Here is a 14,033-nt window from a genome sequence, read left to right on the forward strand (position 1 = left end):
TCCTGCACGGCACCGGCGGCGGCCGCGGCGTTCGAGGTGATCACCGGCGCATCGTTCACACCGGCGATTTGTACTGTCGCGGTGGCCCAACTGAGCGTCCCGTTGCCGAGCCGTATTGCGTAGGTAAAACTGTCTGTGGCATATTCGCCCGCTGCGAGATGCTGGAGCTGAGCCTTGAAGTCTGCGAATAGAGTGCTTGCATCGTATCCGACTTGTCCATCGGACGTGATCCAGATTTTGGCGCCATGTGCGCTGCTGTCTGTGCTTAGCGCCTCCGTCCTGACTGTGTCTTGAATCAAGAGATCCGCAGGCCTGGTGCCACCAAGACTGGTGCCGTCATCGATCGAATAGAGAGTCTTGGCGGCGCCGCCGAGATCGTTGGCCATCACGTTCAGATATTTGATGCTAAACAAATCTTCGGTGAGGCCGGTATTGGCCGCCAGAAACAGGTCATCCCCGGCCTGCGGCGTGTTGCCGAACGAAACGGTAATCCCTGGTGATAGTGTGGTGGTAGTCATGATTTTCCCCTTAAATCTGGATTTAGCTCTATAAATCGGTGCTGCCGGAAGTGACGCGATGCGTCGCGGGCCAGATATGACGCCCCGTTGAGTATTCCCATGCTGAATGATCCGGAACCGACCCGTCATTACACGAGCACCTCGGCAGCCGCAAATCGCTACCTTTATCGATCGCCCTTCCGATGGCAGTCAGATCCGCCGCATGCTCATCCACTGTATCGAGCAACAGCGGGTCGAAGTCGGACACTGTGTGGTCGATGAAGTCCCTCTCGCGTGGCTGGACCATTGCTTTTTTCTGCATTAAGCTGCGGAATAAGATCGACGACGGTGTCGAAAATTCCGAGCCGAACCCGCCGGCGGTGGTGCTGATGTCGATACGGTCTTTGAATTCATGGGCGGAGTTAATCACCTCGCCCATGCCGCTTGCGACCACGAAGGTCGCCGTGTTAGCGGCACCGCTGATAGTTAGTAGGTCGGCCGTGCTGGCGTCAATCGCGGTGTTGCCTGCACTGAGGTCGGCGACCTCGTTCAGCACACGAGTATTCGACATCAGTCTGAAATTGATGGCGACGATTTTCGGGCCCGGGTCGAGATCTATACCGCCTTCTCGGCCTGAGGTTATCAAGTGGGTGTGAGTCATTTTATTTTCCCCCTGACGTGCCGGCGCGCCGACAGCAGCCATTAATCCGAATTTGCTGAGGCGAAAAGCGCCCTAAGCTCAGACTAATCGACTCTGGCAATGTGTTCTATTGGACCTTGGTACACCCCATACTTAAGTACAGGTGCCCACATCGCGTTCCGATGAGCGTTACCAGTACATCAGCGGCGTGCTTCAGGAAGAAGAGGCCGCGGCACATTTGCGACGTGCTGACGGGAGCTTCGCAGAGATATCTGCATGTCCGGTTTCAGCCGGCAGGGGGAGGAGAATTTCTATCGCTTGCCGCCAGCACCCGCGCAGCAAGGTTTGTCACACAAGGATCAGGCAGCAGCCGGTCCGTGCCGGTGCCGCCAACGCGGGCAGGCGCCGCCGGTCAGACGTCGGGGAGGTCTATTACCAGCAGCGCCAGCTTCAACCGATCAGCAATCCCAAGTTTGCGAAATATCTCGGTCAAGTGCGCCTTCACCGTGCGCTCGGTAATGGTCAGCTGTCGCGCGATCTGCTTGTTGCACTCGCCATTCCCGATCAGCTCGGCGATTTCCCGCTCGCGCCGCGTAAGGTCGGCGAGTCGCGCGACATTCGCCCGCCTGGTGTCGCTGTCGTCACGCATCCGCGCGCCCAGCTCATCCAGCAGGCGCGGGGTGAGCGTCCTGCGAATCCACAATTCCCCTTGCTTGATCGCGACGATGATCGATTTGAGCAGCTGCGGGTCAATGTCGCTGCGGCAGCAGCCGCGCACGCCGATCCTGAACAGGGCCAGTTCCCTGTCGTCGGAAATTTCGCCGCTCAGCACAATGATTCTGGTCGCCGGATTGAGCTTCATCAGGCGCGCAATGCCCTTCGTGCCTTCGAGATCGGGCAATTCGAGCTGCAGCAGAAGCACGTCCGGCTTTATCCGCACCAGGTATTCCTTGAGTGCGTCCAGATCGCTTACCGCGGTCGCGGCGGCAAAACCTTCCAGGCCTTGCTTCCAGCTGCAAAGTCTGTCGGGGGATGGGCTGGCAAGTAGGATCACGGCATTCATCTTATCGTTCGCGAAGCGCCATTTCTTTGGTCTTGATGATTGGTTTTAGCAGATAGTGCAGCACGGTTTTCTTGCCGGTCTTGATATCCACCGTGGCCACCATGCCGGGCAGGATCGCCAACGGCTCGGCCCGGCCGTTCGGCTTGTTCTGCCTGGTGCGCACCCGGATCTGGTAAAAGCTTTCCTGCCTCTCGCCAGGCCGTTCCGGCATCAGGGTGTCGGCGCTGATGTGTTCCAGCGTCGCCGGGAATCCGCCGTAAATGGAAAAATCGTAGGCCGACAGCTTTACCATGGCTTCTTGGCCGGGGTGGAGGAAGGCGATGTCGGCCGGGCGCACGCGCGCTTCGATCAGCAGCGTGTCGTCCAGCGGCACGATCTCCAGCAGGTCCATGCCGGGCTGAACCACGCCGCCGACCGTGTTGACCTTGATCTGCTTGACGGTGCCCGCCAGCGGCGCCCGTACCAGGGTGCGCGTGACGCGATCGTCGAGAGCGGTATTGGCGGCGCTTAACGCGGTCTGTTCCGCCCGCGCCAGGTTCAGTTCCTTCATGGCATCGGCGCGAAAGTGTGCGCTCAGCTCTTCCATTTTTTGCTGCACTTCGCGGTACGCCGAGTCAAGCCGTGGCAGCGCCAGCCTGGTCGCATCCAACTCGCCCTGCAAGTCGTTGGTCTGCCGTTCCAGTCGTAGCAGTTCCACTTCCGACACTGCGCCTTGCTGCGCCATCGGCCTTGTCATCGCCAGTTCCTTCGCAATCAGGCCATGGCTTTGCCGCAGCTGTACTTCACGCGCGCGCTTCTCGGCGAGTTCCTGCCGCCGCTGCTCGGCCTGTTGCCGCAATACGGACTGGTTGGCTTGCAGCTCTCGTTGCCTGGTGGCGTACAGCGACTTTTCTTCAGCCATCAGCTTGGGATTTTCCTTTTCCAGTTGCGCCGGCGGCACGAATTCAGTATTGCCGGCTTCCGCCGTCAGCCGTGCGATCCGGGCGAGCAGGGCATGGTCCTTAGCCTGGCCTTCGTGCGACGATGCGGTGAAGCGGGTGTCATCGATGCGCATCAGGGCCTGGTCTTTTTGCACCACCTGTCCCACCTGCACCAGGATTTCGGAGACGATGCCGCCCTCCAGGTTTTGCACGATCTGCACCTGGCTCGATGGAATCACCTTGCCTTCGCCGACGGTGAATTCGTCGACCGTGGCCAGCGCCGCCCACCCCAGCGCGAGCGCGCAGAAGAGCAGTGTCAGCCACAGGATCCAGTGGGTGAAATAGCGCGGCCCTTCCATCACGGCGGCGCTGCTTTCGCGCATGAACTCGGTGTCGTCGACGCTGGGCCTGAGTGCGTTTGCGACGCGACGCGTCAGTGCGCGCACGCCATCCTTGCGTGTCAGATCAGTTGGCGGCTGCATGGAGCTTTCCTCCTGCCAGTGCCGCCAGCACTAGCTCCTTGGGTCCGTCGGCAATCACGCGGCCGTGGTCGAGCACGATCAAGCGGTTGACCAGGCTCAGCAGCGACGCCCGGTGCGAGATCAGGATCAGCGTGCGGCCGTCGAGCTGGGCCGAGATGCGGGCCTTGAATTGGTCTTCGGAGCGGTTGTCCATGGCGCTGCTCGGCTCGTCGAGCAGGAGCAGCGGTGGCGCCATCAGTTCGGCGCGGGCAATGGCGATCGCCTGGCGCTGCCCGCCCGACAGTTTTTCGCCGCGCTCGCCGACCTGCAGATCGAGCCCTTGCGCCGCGCTGTTAGTGAATTCCGTGACGCCGGCGATTTCGGCGGCGCGTAGCACCGCGGCGTCATCCGCGTACGGTGCGCCGAGCACGATGTTGTCACGCACGCTGCCATAGAACAGCAGTATGTCCTGCGGCACATAGCCGATGTCGCGGCGCAGCGCCGCCGGATCGATCTGGCGCTGGTCGGTGCCATCGATCAGTACCGCGCCCGAGCTTGGCGGATACAGGCCGAGCACCAGTTTTTCGACGGTGGTCTTGCCGGAGCCGACGCGACCGAGGATCGCAACCCGTTCGCCGGGAGCGATTTTGAATGAGACGCCCGCCAGCGCTTCCGCGCTCTGGTCAGGATAGGCGAAGCTGACGTTCTTGAATTCGACGCCGCCGCGCAAGGCGGGCCGGTGTACGAAGTCCTTGCCGGCCGGCCGTTCCGCCGGCAGGTTCATCAGCCGGTCGATCGACATCAGCGCATCGCGCGACTGGTGGTAGCGCGTCAGCAGTCCCGCCACTTGCGACAGCGGCGCCAGCGCGCGCCCGGTGAGGATGGAGCAGGCGATCAGGCCGCCCATGGTGAGCTTGTCGTCGGCAATCAGGTAGACGCCCAACACGATCACCGCGAGATACGCCGCCTGCTGCGCGAATATGGAAAAATTGACGGCGCAAGCAGCCAGGAAGCGCGATTTCAATGCGAGCTTTCCGATGTGCCCGATCACCTGTTCCCACTTGCGCTGCACCGGGCCTTGCGCGCCCATGACCTTGATCGTTTCCAGCCCGACCAGGCTTTCGATCAGGGTCGCCTGCCGTTGCGCAGCCAGCTTGGAGCTCGCCTGCACCACGTGCGCCAGCGGCAGTTGCAGCGCCAGGCCGACGCCGACGATGAGCGGCACGGCAATCAGCGGCACCCACCCGAGCGCGCCGCCGACCCAGAACATGGCGCCGATGAACAGCACGACAAAGGGCAGGTCGATCAGGGCGGTGATGGTGGCGGAGGTGACGAATTCACGGAAAGCCTCGAATTCCTGCAAGTTGCTGGCAAACGCGCCGACCGAAGCGGGGCGCGCGCTCATCTGGATGCCGAGCACTTTTTCGAAGATGTTGGCGGACAGGACCACGTCCAGTTTTTTGCCGGCGACGTCGATGAAGTAGCCGCGCAGAGCGCGCATCAGCAAGTCGAAAGTCATGACCAGCCCGACTCCGATCGCCAGCGCCCACAGCGTTTCCACCGCATGGTTCGGCACGACCCGGTCATACACGTTCATCGAAAACAGGGGCACGACCAGGGCAAACAGGTTGATCAGCAGGGACGCGATCAGCACTTCGCCATAGATCGGCCATGACCGCACCGCCACGCCCCAGAACCAATGCAAGCGGGGCACGACGCTGTCGGCCGTGCGGGCATCGAAGCGGTAGGCGGGCCGCATGAAAATCACATGGCCGGTATAGCGCTGCTGCAACTCGTCCAGCTGGATGTCGTGCTCGCCAGTGCCGGATTCCGGCAGGATGATTTGGGCAGTTCTGCCATCATTGCGCAGCAGAATGCAGGCTTGCTTGTCCCGCAGCAACAACACGGCAGGCAAGACCAGGTCGGAAATCTTGTCCAGCGGCCGCTTGACCAGCTTCGCGGAAAAACCGACGCGCAATGCCGCGCGGATGAAGAGTTCCGGCGTCAGACTATGGTCAACCAGCGGCAGGCCGGCGGTCAGTGTGTCGGCCGAAACCGGCTTGTTATGCATCCGGGTCAATGCCATCAGGCAACCCAGCAGTGGATCGTCAGCCACGCTGGCCGCGGGCGGCAAGTCCCAAGCGTCGGCGGCGCTTATGGCAAGGGCATGGATCGGTTGCATTATGGGGGAGTCCTGAAGAGGATGTTACGTAGAGCAACCATACCAATTGTTTAACTGCAATACTTGATAATAATCAATACTCCAGAAAAAATTGTTACCGAAACTTAATTTATTTTCTGCATCATTGCCTGGATCAGCGAACAAGCCCGGACAAGATGACTGCTTGAGTAAACTTGTGCTCTCGCGAGCGCTGGCACGAAAACAACAACCCGCCGTACTTCGTTACTTAATGGAAACTTGCATGCATAACTTGCATGCCTAACTTGCATGCTAACTTGTCTGACGCCTGCATTTTCCGTTCCGCACGGGACGCTACTGTTTCGGCCTGATGTTTATTAACGCCGCGTCGCCATTGGCACATTGGCAATAACAAAACCGGGGGAACAGGCGCGCAAACGCCTTATTAAAAAGGCTGTGTGAGCGTTCAGCGTTGAAATTATCCCATTGCATGTTGAAGCAACCCGATAGCCTTCAGGTTCGCCCCTTCTTTGTCGAGCAGCCGGTGCCGGTCACGCAGATGCTGCGCCACGCCGAGCGGGAGCGTTGACGGACCCGACGACGCTGACTCTCATACGAACGGTCGCGGATTTCACTGAATCGGCGCAAGAATACTGCCCGACTCAGCGAGTTTTTCGCTTCGCCTTTGTTCAGCCCGATTTGACTGCGCCGACGCAATTCTGGGTCCTGCAACCAATCTAGCGTAACGAACGTACGCTCCGGCTTACCCAACGCACGTAACGCTAGCGTTAATCCGGTCCGGCTTTAGTGAAGTGTCCGCTGCACTTTCAGCATCTCTTCGAACTTCATCGCCGGTACCGGTTGGCTGAAATAGTAACCCTGAATTGCATCGCACTGATGGGCTTCCAAAAACGCCAACTGTTCCTGGGTCTCGACTCCTTCGGCGATGACCGACATCTTTAAACTATGCGCCATGGAGATGATGGCCTTGATGATCGCGGCATTGCTTTCGTCATGCGCGATATCCCACACAAACGACTGGTCGATCTTGAGAGTGTCGATCGGAAAGCGTTTCAAATAACTCAGGCTGGAGTAGCCAGTACCAAAATCATCAATCGAAAGATTGATCCCTAGTTGCTTGAGTCTCTGTAATGTCCCGATCACGGTTTCGCTACCCTGCATGATGACGCTCTCGGTTAATTCGAGCTCGAGTAATCTGGGCGGCAGGCCGGTTTCTTCCAACAATATCCTCAGCGAATCGACCAGGGACTTGTTGCGAAACTGAATGGCAGACAGATTGACTGAAATGGGAACGCACGCATGACCGTGCTGCAGCCACGCCTGGTTTTGCCGACAAACTTCTTCCGTGACCCACTGACCAATCGACACAATCAATCCGCTGTCTTCGGCGATCGCGATAAAATTGGCAGGGGTCAGCAGGCCTAAATCCGGATGGTTCCAACGAATCAATGCTTCCGCACCAATCAGTTTTCTATCCGCAGTATCGACCTTTGGTTGGTAATACACAACGAACTCCTGTCGCACCACCGCATGGCGTAATTGCACTTCAAACAATAGGCGTTTTGCTGCCTTACTATTCATTTCCGTGGCATAGAATTGATAGTTGTCGCACCCCGCTTCCTTCGCATGGTACATGGCGGCATCGGCATTCTTGATTAACGTGCTCGCGTCGGAACCGTCATTCGGATACATACTGATGCCGATACTGATCGTCAAGCTCAGCTCCTGTTGTTTCACAAAATAAGGAGCCGAAACGGCATCCAGTATTTTCGTTGCCAGATCGGCGAAATGCACTTGATGGCTGGCACTCGGCATAATAATCATGAATTCATCCCCGCCCTGGCGACTAACGGTATCGGTCGCGCGCGTCACCGACAGGAGTCTTGCGGCAACTTGTTCCAAAATATAATCGCCGGAAGAATGCCCCAGCGAGTCATTGATATTTTTGAAGCGGTCGAGGTCCAGAAACAGGACTCCCACACAGGTACCTTCGCGCAGTGCCGCGCCAATGGCTTGCTGTAGCCGATCCAATGCCAGTATTCGATTCGGCAAGCCGGTGAGCGCGTCATGCATGGCTTGATACGCGATTTTCGCGGTGATTTCCCGGGATGCGGTAACGTCACGGAATACCAGCACTGCGCCGATGATGCTTCCATCGCGACTGCGGATAGGCGCTGTCGAATTTTCGATCTCCGAGTACCTGCCGTCCTGCCGGATAAGAAGGCAATCGACGGGAAGGTGGCTGATGGTCCCTTCCGATAAGGCCGGCAAGATCGGATTCGGCAGTGGCAGCTTGTTGTTTTTATCGACAATATTCAGTACGTCCATCAAGGACTTGTTGATGGCCCCCTCCATGCTCCACCCCGTTAATTGCTGGGCCACGGGATTGAGGTAATCGATAATGCCTTGCGCATCGGTCGTGATGACGGCGTCGCCGATGGAATGCAGCGTCACTTCCGCTCGTTCCTTTTGGTTGAACATCATGATTTCGCCACGCTTGCGATCGGTAATGTCTTGAGTCGATCCGCGTATCTTGACCACGCTGCCCCCATCGCTGGTGGGCGCGAAGACCATTCGCACCCACTTGCGGTTCCCTTTGGCGGTCACAATCTCCAGTTCCAGATCGAAGGGCTTGCCGTACTTGATGGCTTGGCTAAGAACGGTCTCTATTTTCAGTCGCCACTCTCCATGGAAGAAGCTGAAAAAGAAGGCGATGCTTGTGTCAGCCGATGGACTCACTTCGTGAATCCGTGCGACTTCCTCGGTCCATGAACATCTTCCAGTCGCCGGGTCATACTCCCAGCCGCCGATGTGAGCAAGTGCACTCATTTCCAGCAATAGTTGGCTTTTCTCACGCAGCGCTTGCTCGGCCGCGTGCCTGGCGCGCAGTTCCGCTGCGTCGCGCTGTGCTCGCCTGATGGCTGGCACCAGGCGGGTCAGATTTTCCTTGAGTAGGAAATCCGTTACGCCCAGCTTGAGCAGTCCGACCGCGTTTTCCTCGCCGACGGTGCCCGATACGAGGATGACCGGAACATCGGGCAGCACAGAACGAACCAGCGCCAGGCTCTCTGTGAACTCCATTCCAGGAACGTTGTAATCGGACAGCACGGCATCCCAGTTCATGTCGGTCAGGTCTGCCACAAGATCGGCGGAATTGGCAACCTGACGACAATGGGCGTCCAGTCCGTCCTTGCGCAGATGCCGCTCGACGAGAAGGAAATCGGCAAGGGTGTCTTCAATAATGAGCAAATTCAGCGGCGCGTCCATCGGCGCTATCCTTGAGGCGTTTGGTTGATGGCCACCCAATAAACGCCAAGGCGTGCTACCGTCTCCGCGAAATCGCCGAAATCGAGCGGTTTGCGCACGAAGCTGTTGGCACCATTCGCGTAGCTTTGCAACCGGTCCCGCTCTTCATCGGAAGAAGTGAGAATGACCACCGGCAGCAGTTGAGTGCGCGAATCGGCGCGCAGACGCGCCAGCACCTCCAGCCCGGAAAGACGTGGTAATCCGATGTCGAGCAAAATTACGGTAGGCAACTCCGGACCGTCCCGGTTGGCAAATTCGCCCTCCCGGAACAGGTAGTCGACGGCCTGCTGGCCGTCGCGCACGACGGTGATCTCATTGGTCAAATGATTCTTCCGCAAAACGCGCAGGATCAGCATTTCGTCCTGCGGGTTGTCTTCGACAAGCAGGATGTTCTTGGCCTTCATGATGTCTCCTTGTTGGTGCCGTCGGCGGACGGAAAACTAAAGCGGAACGTGGCCCCCTTGCCCGGTGCGCCTTCGGCCTCCATGACGCCGCCATGGCGTTGCACGATGCGCTGAACGGTGGCTAGACCGATACCGGTTCCCGGAAACTCCTCTTGCCGATGGAGTCGCTGGAAAGGCTGAAACAACTTGACCGCATGAGCCATGTCGAAGCCTGCGCCGTTATCGGTCACGCAAAGGAAGTGATTTCCGTCTTTTTGTTCGGCATAGACTCGAATCGCGGGTTGTGGCGTGCGCAGCGTGAATTTCCAGGCATTGTCTAGCAAGTTCCTCATCGCCGCGTCGATCATGCGTGCATCGCCGCGTACGGCCAGGCCCGCCTCGATTTCGCACGCCATTTTTCGCTGTGGGTCGGCATGCGCCAGGTCAGCCAGAATGCCGTCAGCCATGCCGGAGAGATCGATCGCTTCGTGGCGCAGTTCGGCACGGGTGGAGCGTGACAAGACCAGCAGGCCGTCGATCAGTTCGCCCATGCGCAGGCTGGCGATGTTGATCTGGTCGAGATCGACGCGGGCATCGTCCGACAATTGCTCGCCTAAGTCTTCGATCAACGCTTGGCTGAAGCCGATCATGGCGCGCAACGGCGCACGCAAGTCATGCGAGACGGCGTAGGCGAAGCTGTCCAGCTCCTGGTTGGCGGCCTTGAGTTCGGCAGTGCGCTCCTCCACCCGCTGCGCCAGCTTCTCGTTTTCTTCCTTGATCAGGGTACGGGCGGCATCGAGGTCGATCGAGCGGTCCCGCAGGGTGATCCGCATGTAGTCGAAGCTTGCCGCAAGCTTCGTTATCTCGTCGCTGCCGGAGATCGCAATCGGTTGATCGAAAGTACCGGCACTGAACAGCGCGGTCGCTTCTTCCAACTTGACGATGGGGGTGACGATTCTGCGGTGAATAATATGCATCAACCACACGATGACACCTGCGAGTAGCGCGACCGAAACTGCCATCACGGCATGCACCCATCGTTTTTGACGGATGATGTACGCGGCCGTCATGTCATTTATCGCCAGTACGTCGGACACCATGGATGAAGTTCTGACATCGAGTTGGTCGCCAATTAATTCCTGGTTTTCGTTGGGTATCGTGCCTTGCTTCGCTCTTGAGAGCTTGTCGAACAGGGCGCCAACCGCCGCATCATCTTCGAGGATTCTGACCTTGAGCGATTGCGCTCGCCCATCGAGAATGGGAATGGCCGTGAGTATCGGCGTCAGTTCTGCAAACTGTGTCTGCAACTGCCGCGTCGCCCGCTGATGCGACGAGCCCGACAATTCGGGAAGGACGCCGCGGATCAGGGAGATTTTGCGCACCGCTGCATTCAAGTTCATCGTTGCCGCCGCATGATGTGCATTCATAATCTGCAAAATGATGAGCATGGCAGCCACCAACGCAACGCTGGTCATACTGACGACGGCGAATAGCTGCAGGGTTCGGCGAATGCGCATTGTTATTTTGAAATAGTGACGCCAGTGGGTTTGAGCGCGCGCAGCGGTTCCGTTTCGACAGCATGCAAGACATCGGGGAACGGTCCGCTTGGCACCAATCCGCGCCGGAAATTCCAACGTACCTGGTTCTCCGTGGCCAGCAAGAGCGCCTGTTTGAGCGTTAATTCATAGGTCAGGGGATCGCCGTGGCCGCGTAAGGCGCTGGCGGCTATGCCCGACGCCGATGCGATGATGTCGATGGCCTGGTTCGGATGGGTTTCGGCAAAGAATTCCGCCTTGAGTAACGCCCGTAACAGCCTGTCGGTCGATTCGCGATTGCGCGCGACATAATCCGAACGAACCACCAGGTTGAACGTTTGAGAGTATCCCCCTGTGGGATAAAATGTCTCGGCCTTGTTACCCAGTTTCTGTTGCGCCTGGGTCATAAAAGGTATCCAAATCGATGCGGCATCCACCTCGCCGGAGACCAGCGCGGTGACCAGCGCATCCGGCGGGCGCGGCACCATGGTGATCGAGTCCAATGGGATATTGTGAAACGCCAGAAAGGTTTCCAGATCGTAGTGTGTGTTCGTGCCGAAAACGAAACCGATCCGTTTACCCTTCAAGTCGGCCGGCTTGACAATCCCATGGTCTTTGCGCACGACGAGGCCCGAACTCCATCGCGAAGAAAAAATGGTCGCGATGATTTTTGGCCGCTTTCCTTCAGCCAGTGCTTTGGCGACCGGCGTTTCAGCCGTGGATCCGACATCGGCCTCACCTCGCAGCACTTGCGTGATAGCGTCATGGCCGGTCAGCACGGTTTTTATTGTTGCAGTCAATCCCTCTTTGGCGAAATAAGCTTTCGCTTCAGCAATTTGCAGCAACCCGGAATGCGGCACCTGGAGTTGCACAATCACGATTGGCAAGGGCGGAGGCCGCCGGAACGGTGAATACAGGAGGACGGTGCCGATACCGATAACCACCGTTACCGCAAAAAACACCGCACGCTTGGCAATCATTGCTTTCGCCCATCAATAAGAAGGAGTTGATTTCCGCAGGCAGCCACGCTTCGAGGCATGCGATTGATCAATCAACAGCAGTAGATTTTTGGGCCAATGTGGCGAGGCGAAACCCCGCAACACATGACGTCGGCAATGTGGAACTCAGAAACTCCATTTTTGTTGGCTGATCTCAATCATCTGGTTTTTTTTCAAAGCCAAAGACCCTGAAAAAATGGTTGATTGAGTTCTGTTGTTGATTTTTATTTTGAATTAGCCCGACTAAAACTTCGAAATGTCAATTAGTGCCTGAATCGATGCGGAAGCGCTCATGCCAGGCTCGATTCTCGAAAACATCAGAGATGTCTCCGTCAAACAATTTCCCGTCTAACATTGAAGTAAGCACACACAAGCTCTTCTATTTCTTCGAGCTCAAGAAATTTTCCATCGACCAACCTCTGTCCGGGGTCAATTCGCGCAGCTCCAAGAAGAGTTATAGACCATAAAGGCCGTCAACGCTTGCGCAGTCGTGTTGCTCGCTAGACTCCTCGTCCGTAGCTCAGCCAATGAATTCGTTGATTCGAATAGCGGCTCGACGGCCATCCGGTGAAACAGCACTGGCAACGTTCGCCGGAAAAAACACGAGGGGCAGATCGTGTAACGCGACTTCAACAAGTCATGAAAAAAAGACAATATCGAATCCTGACATGTCTAAATGTCAAGCCTCTTGAGAATTTTCATGCTGGGTGCTTACGCGGCGGTTCGCGCGCGGCCAAATTTTCCCGCCGCCGAATGATCTGACCACTGGCGCGCAATTTTGCTAATCGCACACTGCAACAATCAGTGCCATTCCGCTGAAGTGACTGCTTTTTTGAAAACCAAATAACAAAAGCGTGCAGTCAAAATCGCTACGCGTACGCGTTCCGATGACGGCTAGAACATTTGTGTACATTTGGAAGATGTACTTTTATTCTACAAAACGATACAACAACAAAAAGATGTAAACAAAATAAACAGCGGAACAACAAGGGTTCAGCAGATACCTTTCCATCGCTTGCTCCCCGAATCTTTTGAGCGAGGCACGATCGCACATCGATGACGGCATGAAAAGGTGCGGATTCGATCGCGCTCACGACAAATCATGCCCATATAGTGACCAGCGGCCCCGCCTCTTCAATCAGAAAGGACTTCAACACGCTGGCCGCCGGCGACAGCCGTTTGGAGGCCAAATGCGTAACATGCCAGTGCCGCACAATCGGCAATCCCTCAATATTCAACAGCACCAGATGGCCAGATGCCAGCTCGTGGCGGATGGTGCGCAGCGACAGGAAACTCAGTCCCATGCCAGCCATGACGGCCTGTTTGATCGTTTCATTGCTCGGCATTTCCATCACTATTTGCGGCTTGATGCCGTGTTCGACAAACAGCCGTTCCATCGCCTGTCGGGTACCGGAACCGCTTTCCCGCACCACAAACTCCTGATCGTTCAGGATCGCCATCGGCGCATTACGTCTGCGCGATAAGGGATGCTCCGGCGCACTAATAATCCCCAGCGGATTGGTCGCAAATGCTGTGGCAACGCAATCGATAGTGTCGGGAGTGTGTCCCATGATCACCAGGTCGATCTCGTTACGTGTCAGCAGCTTCATGATGCTCTCGCGGTTGTGGATTTGTAATACCACTTCAACGTCCGGGAATTTTTTGCGGAAACGCACCAACAGCATCGGCACGAAATATTTGGCCGTGCTGACGATTGCCAGTTCAACGCGTCCCTTCTTGAGACCGCGCCGTTCCGCCATCGCATCTTCCAGTTGCTTCAGCTGGGCAACGGCGCCAATCACGTACTGCTGAAAATCCAGCCCGGCATCGGTCAGCCTCATTTTTCGGCCGGCCTGTTCCAGTAGTGGCATGCCCATCGCAGTTTCCAGCTGGCGCAGCTGCATCGATACCGCTGGCTGGGTAACGTGCAGTTTATCGGCCGCGCGCGACACCGACAGTTGGCGAGAGACTTCGAGAAAGGTTTCGAGTTGTCGGAGGGTATAGCGGCGCATGGCAATCCATATATAAGTTTTTTCTGATGGAGCTTAAATTTTTATTTATTAGATCTG

At 57.2% G+C, this 14,033-nt stretch carries 10 protein-coding genes and 1 pseudogene; all 11 read right to left on the reverse strand.

The annotated features are described in order from the left end of the window. Positions 1-518, reverse strand: a 518-nt coding sequence (locus tag ACFOFO_RS05780) for a VCBS domain-containing protein (protein ID WP_390331090.1), incomplete at its 3' end; no start/stop codon positions are given. A gap of 28 nt (positions 519-546) precedes the next feature. Next, positions 547-1,158, reverse strand: coding sequence for a hypothetical protein (locus ACFOFO_RS05785; RefSeq protein WP_390331091.1), 612 nt, complete (start codon positions 1,156-1,158; stop codon positions 547-549). Between the two features lie 391 nt (positions 1,159-1,549). Beyond that, positions 1,550-2,200, reverse strand: coding sequence for a LuxR C-terminal-related transcriptional regulator (locus ACFOFO_RS05790; RefSeq protein WP_390331093.1), 651 nt, complete (start codon positions 2,198-2,200; stop codon positions 1,550-1,552). Position 2,201: 1 nt separating this feature from the next. Beyond that, positions 2,202-3,602 (reverse strand): HlyD family type I secretion periplasmic adaptor subunit, encoded by a 1,401-nt coding sequence (locus ACFOFO_RS05795; RefSeq protein ID WP_390331094.1) that lies wholly within the window; start codon positions 3,600-3,602, stop codon positions 2,202-2,204. Continuing rightward, positions 3,586-5,763 carry a type I secretion system permease/ATPase gene (locus ACFOFO_RS05800; RefSeq protein ID WP_390327339.1) on the reverse strand — a complete coding sequence of 726 codons (2,178 nt, stop codon included), beginning with the start codon at positions 5,761-5,763 and terminating at the stop codon, positions 3,586-3,588. The genes ACFOFO_RS05795 and ACFOFO_RS05800 overlap by 17 nt, the downstream gene beginning before the upstream one ends. Before the next feature lie 552 nt (positions 5,764-6,315). Next, a pseudogene (locus ACFOFO_RS05805) lies at positions 6,316-6,522 on the reverse strand (Tn3 family transposase); the annotation flags it as partial. Positions 6,523-6,525: 3 nt separating this feature from the next. Then, complete coding sequence (locus ACFOFO_RS05810; protein ID WP_390331095.1) at positions 6,526-9,009, reverse strand: EAL domain-containing protein; 2,484 nt, start codon at positions 9,007-9,009, stop codon at positions 6,526-6,528. 5 nt (positions 9,010-9,014) lie between these two features. Further along, the gene (locus ACFOFO_RS05815; protein ID WP_390327340.1) at positions 9,015-9,452 is read right to left on the reverse strand and encodes a response regulator; all 438 of its coding nucleotides are present in this window, start codon (positions 9,450-9,452) and stop codon (positions 9,015-9,017) included. Then, on the reverse strand, positions 9,449-10,879 hold the full coding sequence (locus tag ACFOFO_RS05820; protein WP_390331096.1) for a sensor histidine kinase: 1,431 nt from the start codon (positions 10,877-10,879) through the stop codon (positions 9,449-9,451). Before ACFOFO_RS05820 ends, ACFOFO_RS05815 begins: the two co-directional genes overlap by 4 nt. A 71-nt stretch (positions 10,880-10,950) precedes the next feature. Next, positions 10,951-11,946, reverse strand: a complete 996-nt coding sequence (locus ACFOFO_RS05825; RefSeq protein ID WP_390327342.1) for an ABC transporter substrate-binding protein — start codon at positions 11,944-11,946, stop codon at positions 10,951-10,953. 1,118 nt (positions 11,947-13,064) lie between these two features. Then, positions 13,065-13,976, reverse strand: a complete 912-nt coding sequence (locus ACFOFO_RS05830; RefSeq protein WP_390331098.1) for a LysR family transcriptional regulator — start codon at positions 13,974-13,976, stop codon at positions 13,065-13,067. Positions 13,977-14,033: the final 57 nt, after the last annotated feature.

This window comes from Pseudundibacterium arcticum, assembly GCF_042646465.1.
Taxonomy (GTDB): Bacteria; Pseudomonadota; Gammaproteobacteria; order Burkholderiales; family Burkholderiaceae_D; genus Undibacterium_A; species Undibacterium_A arcticum.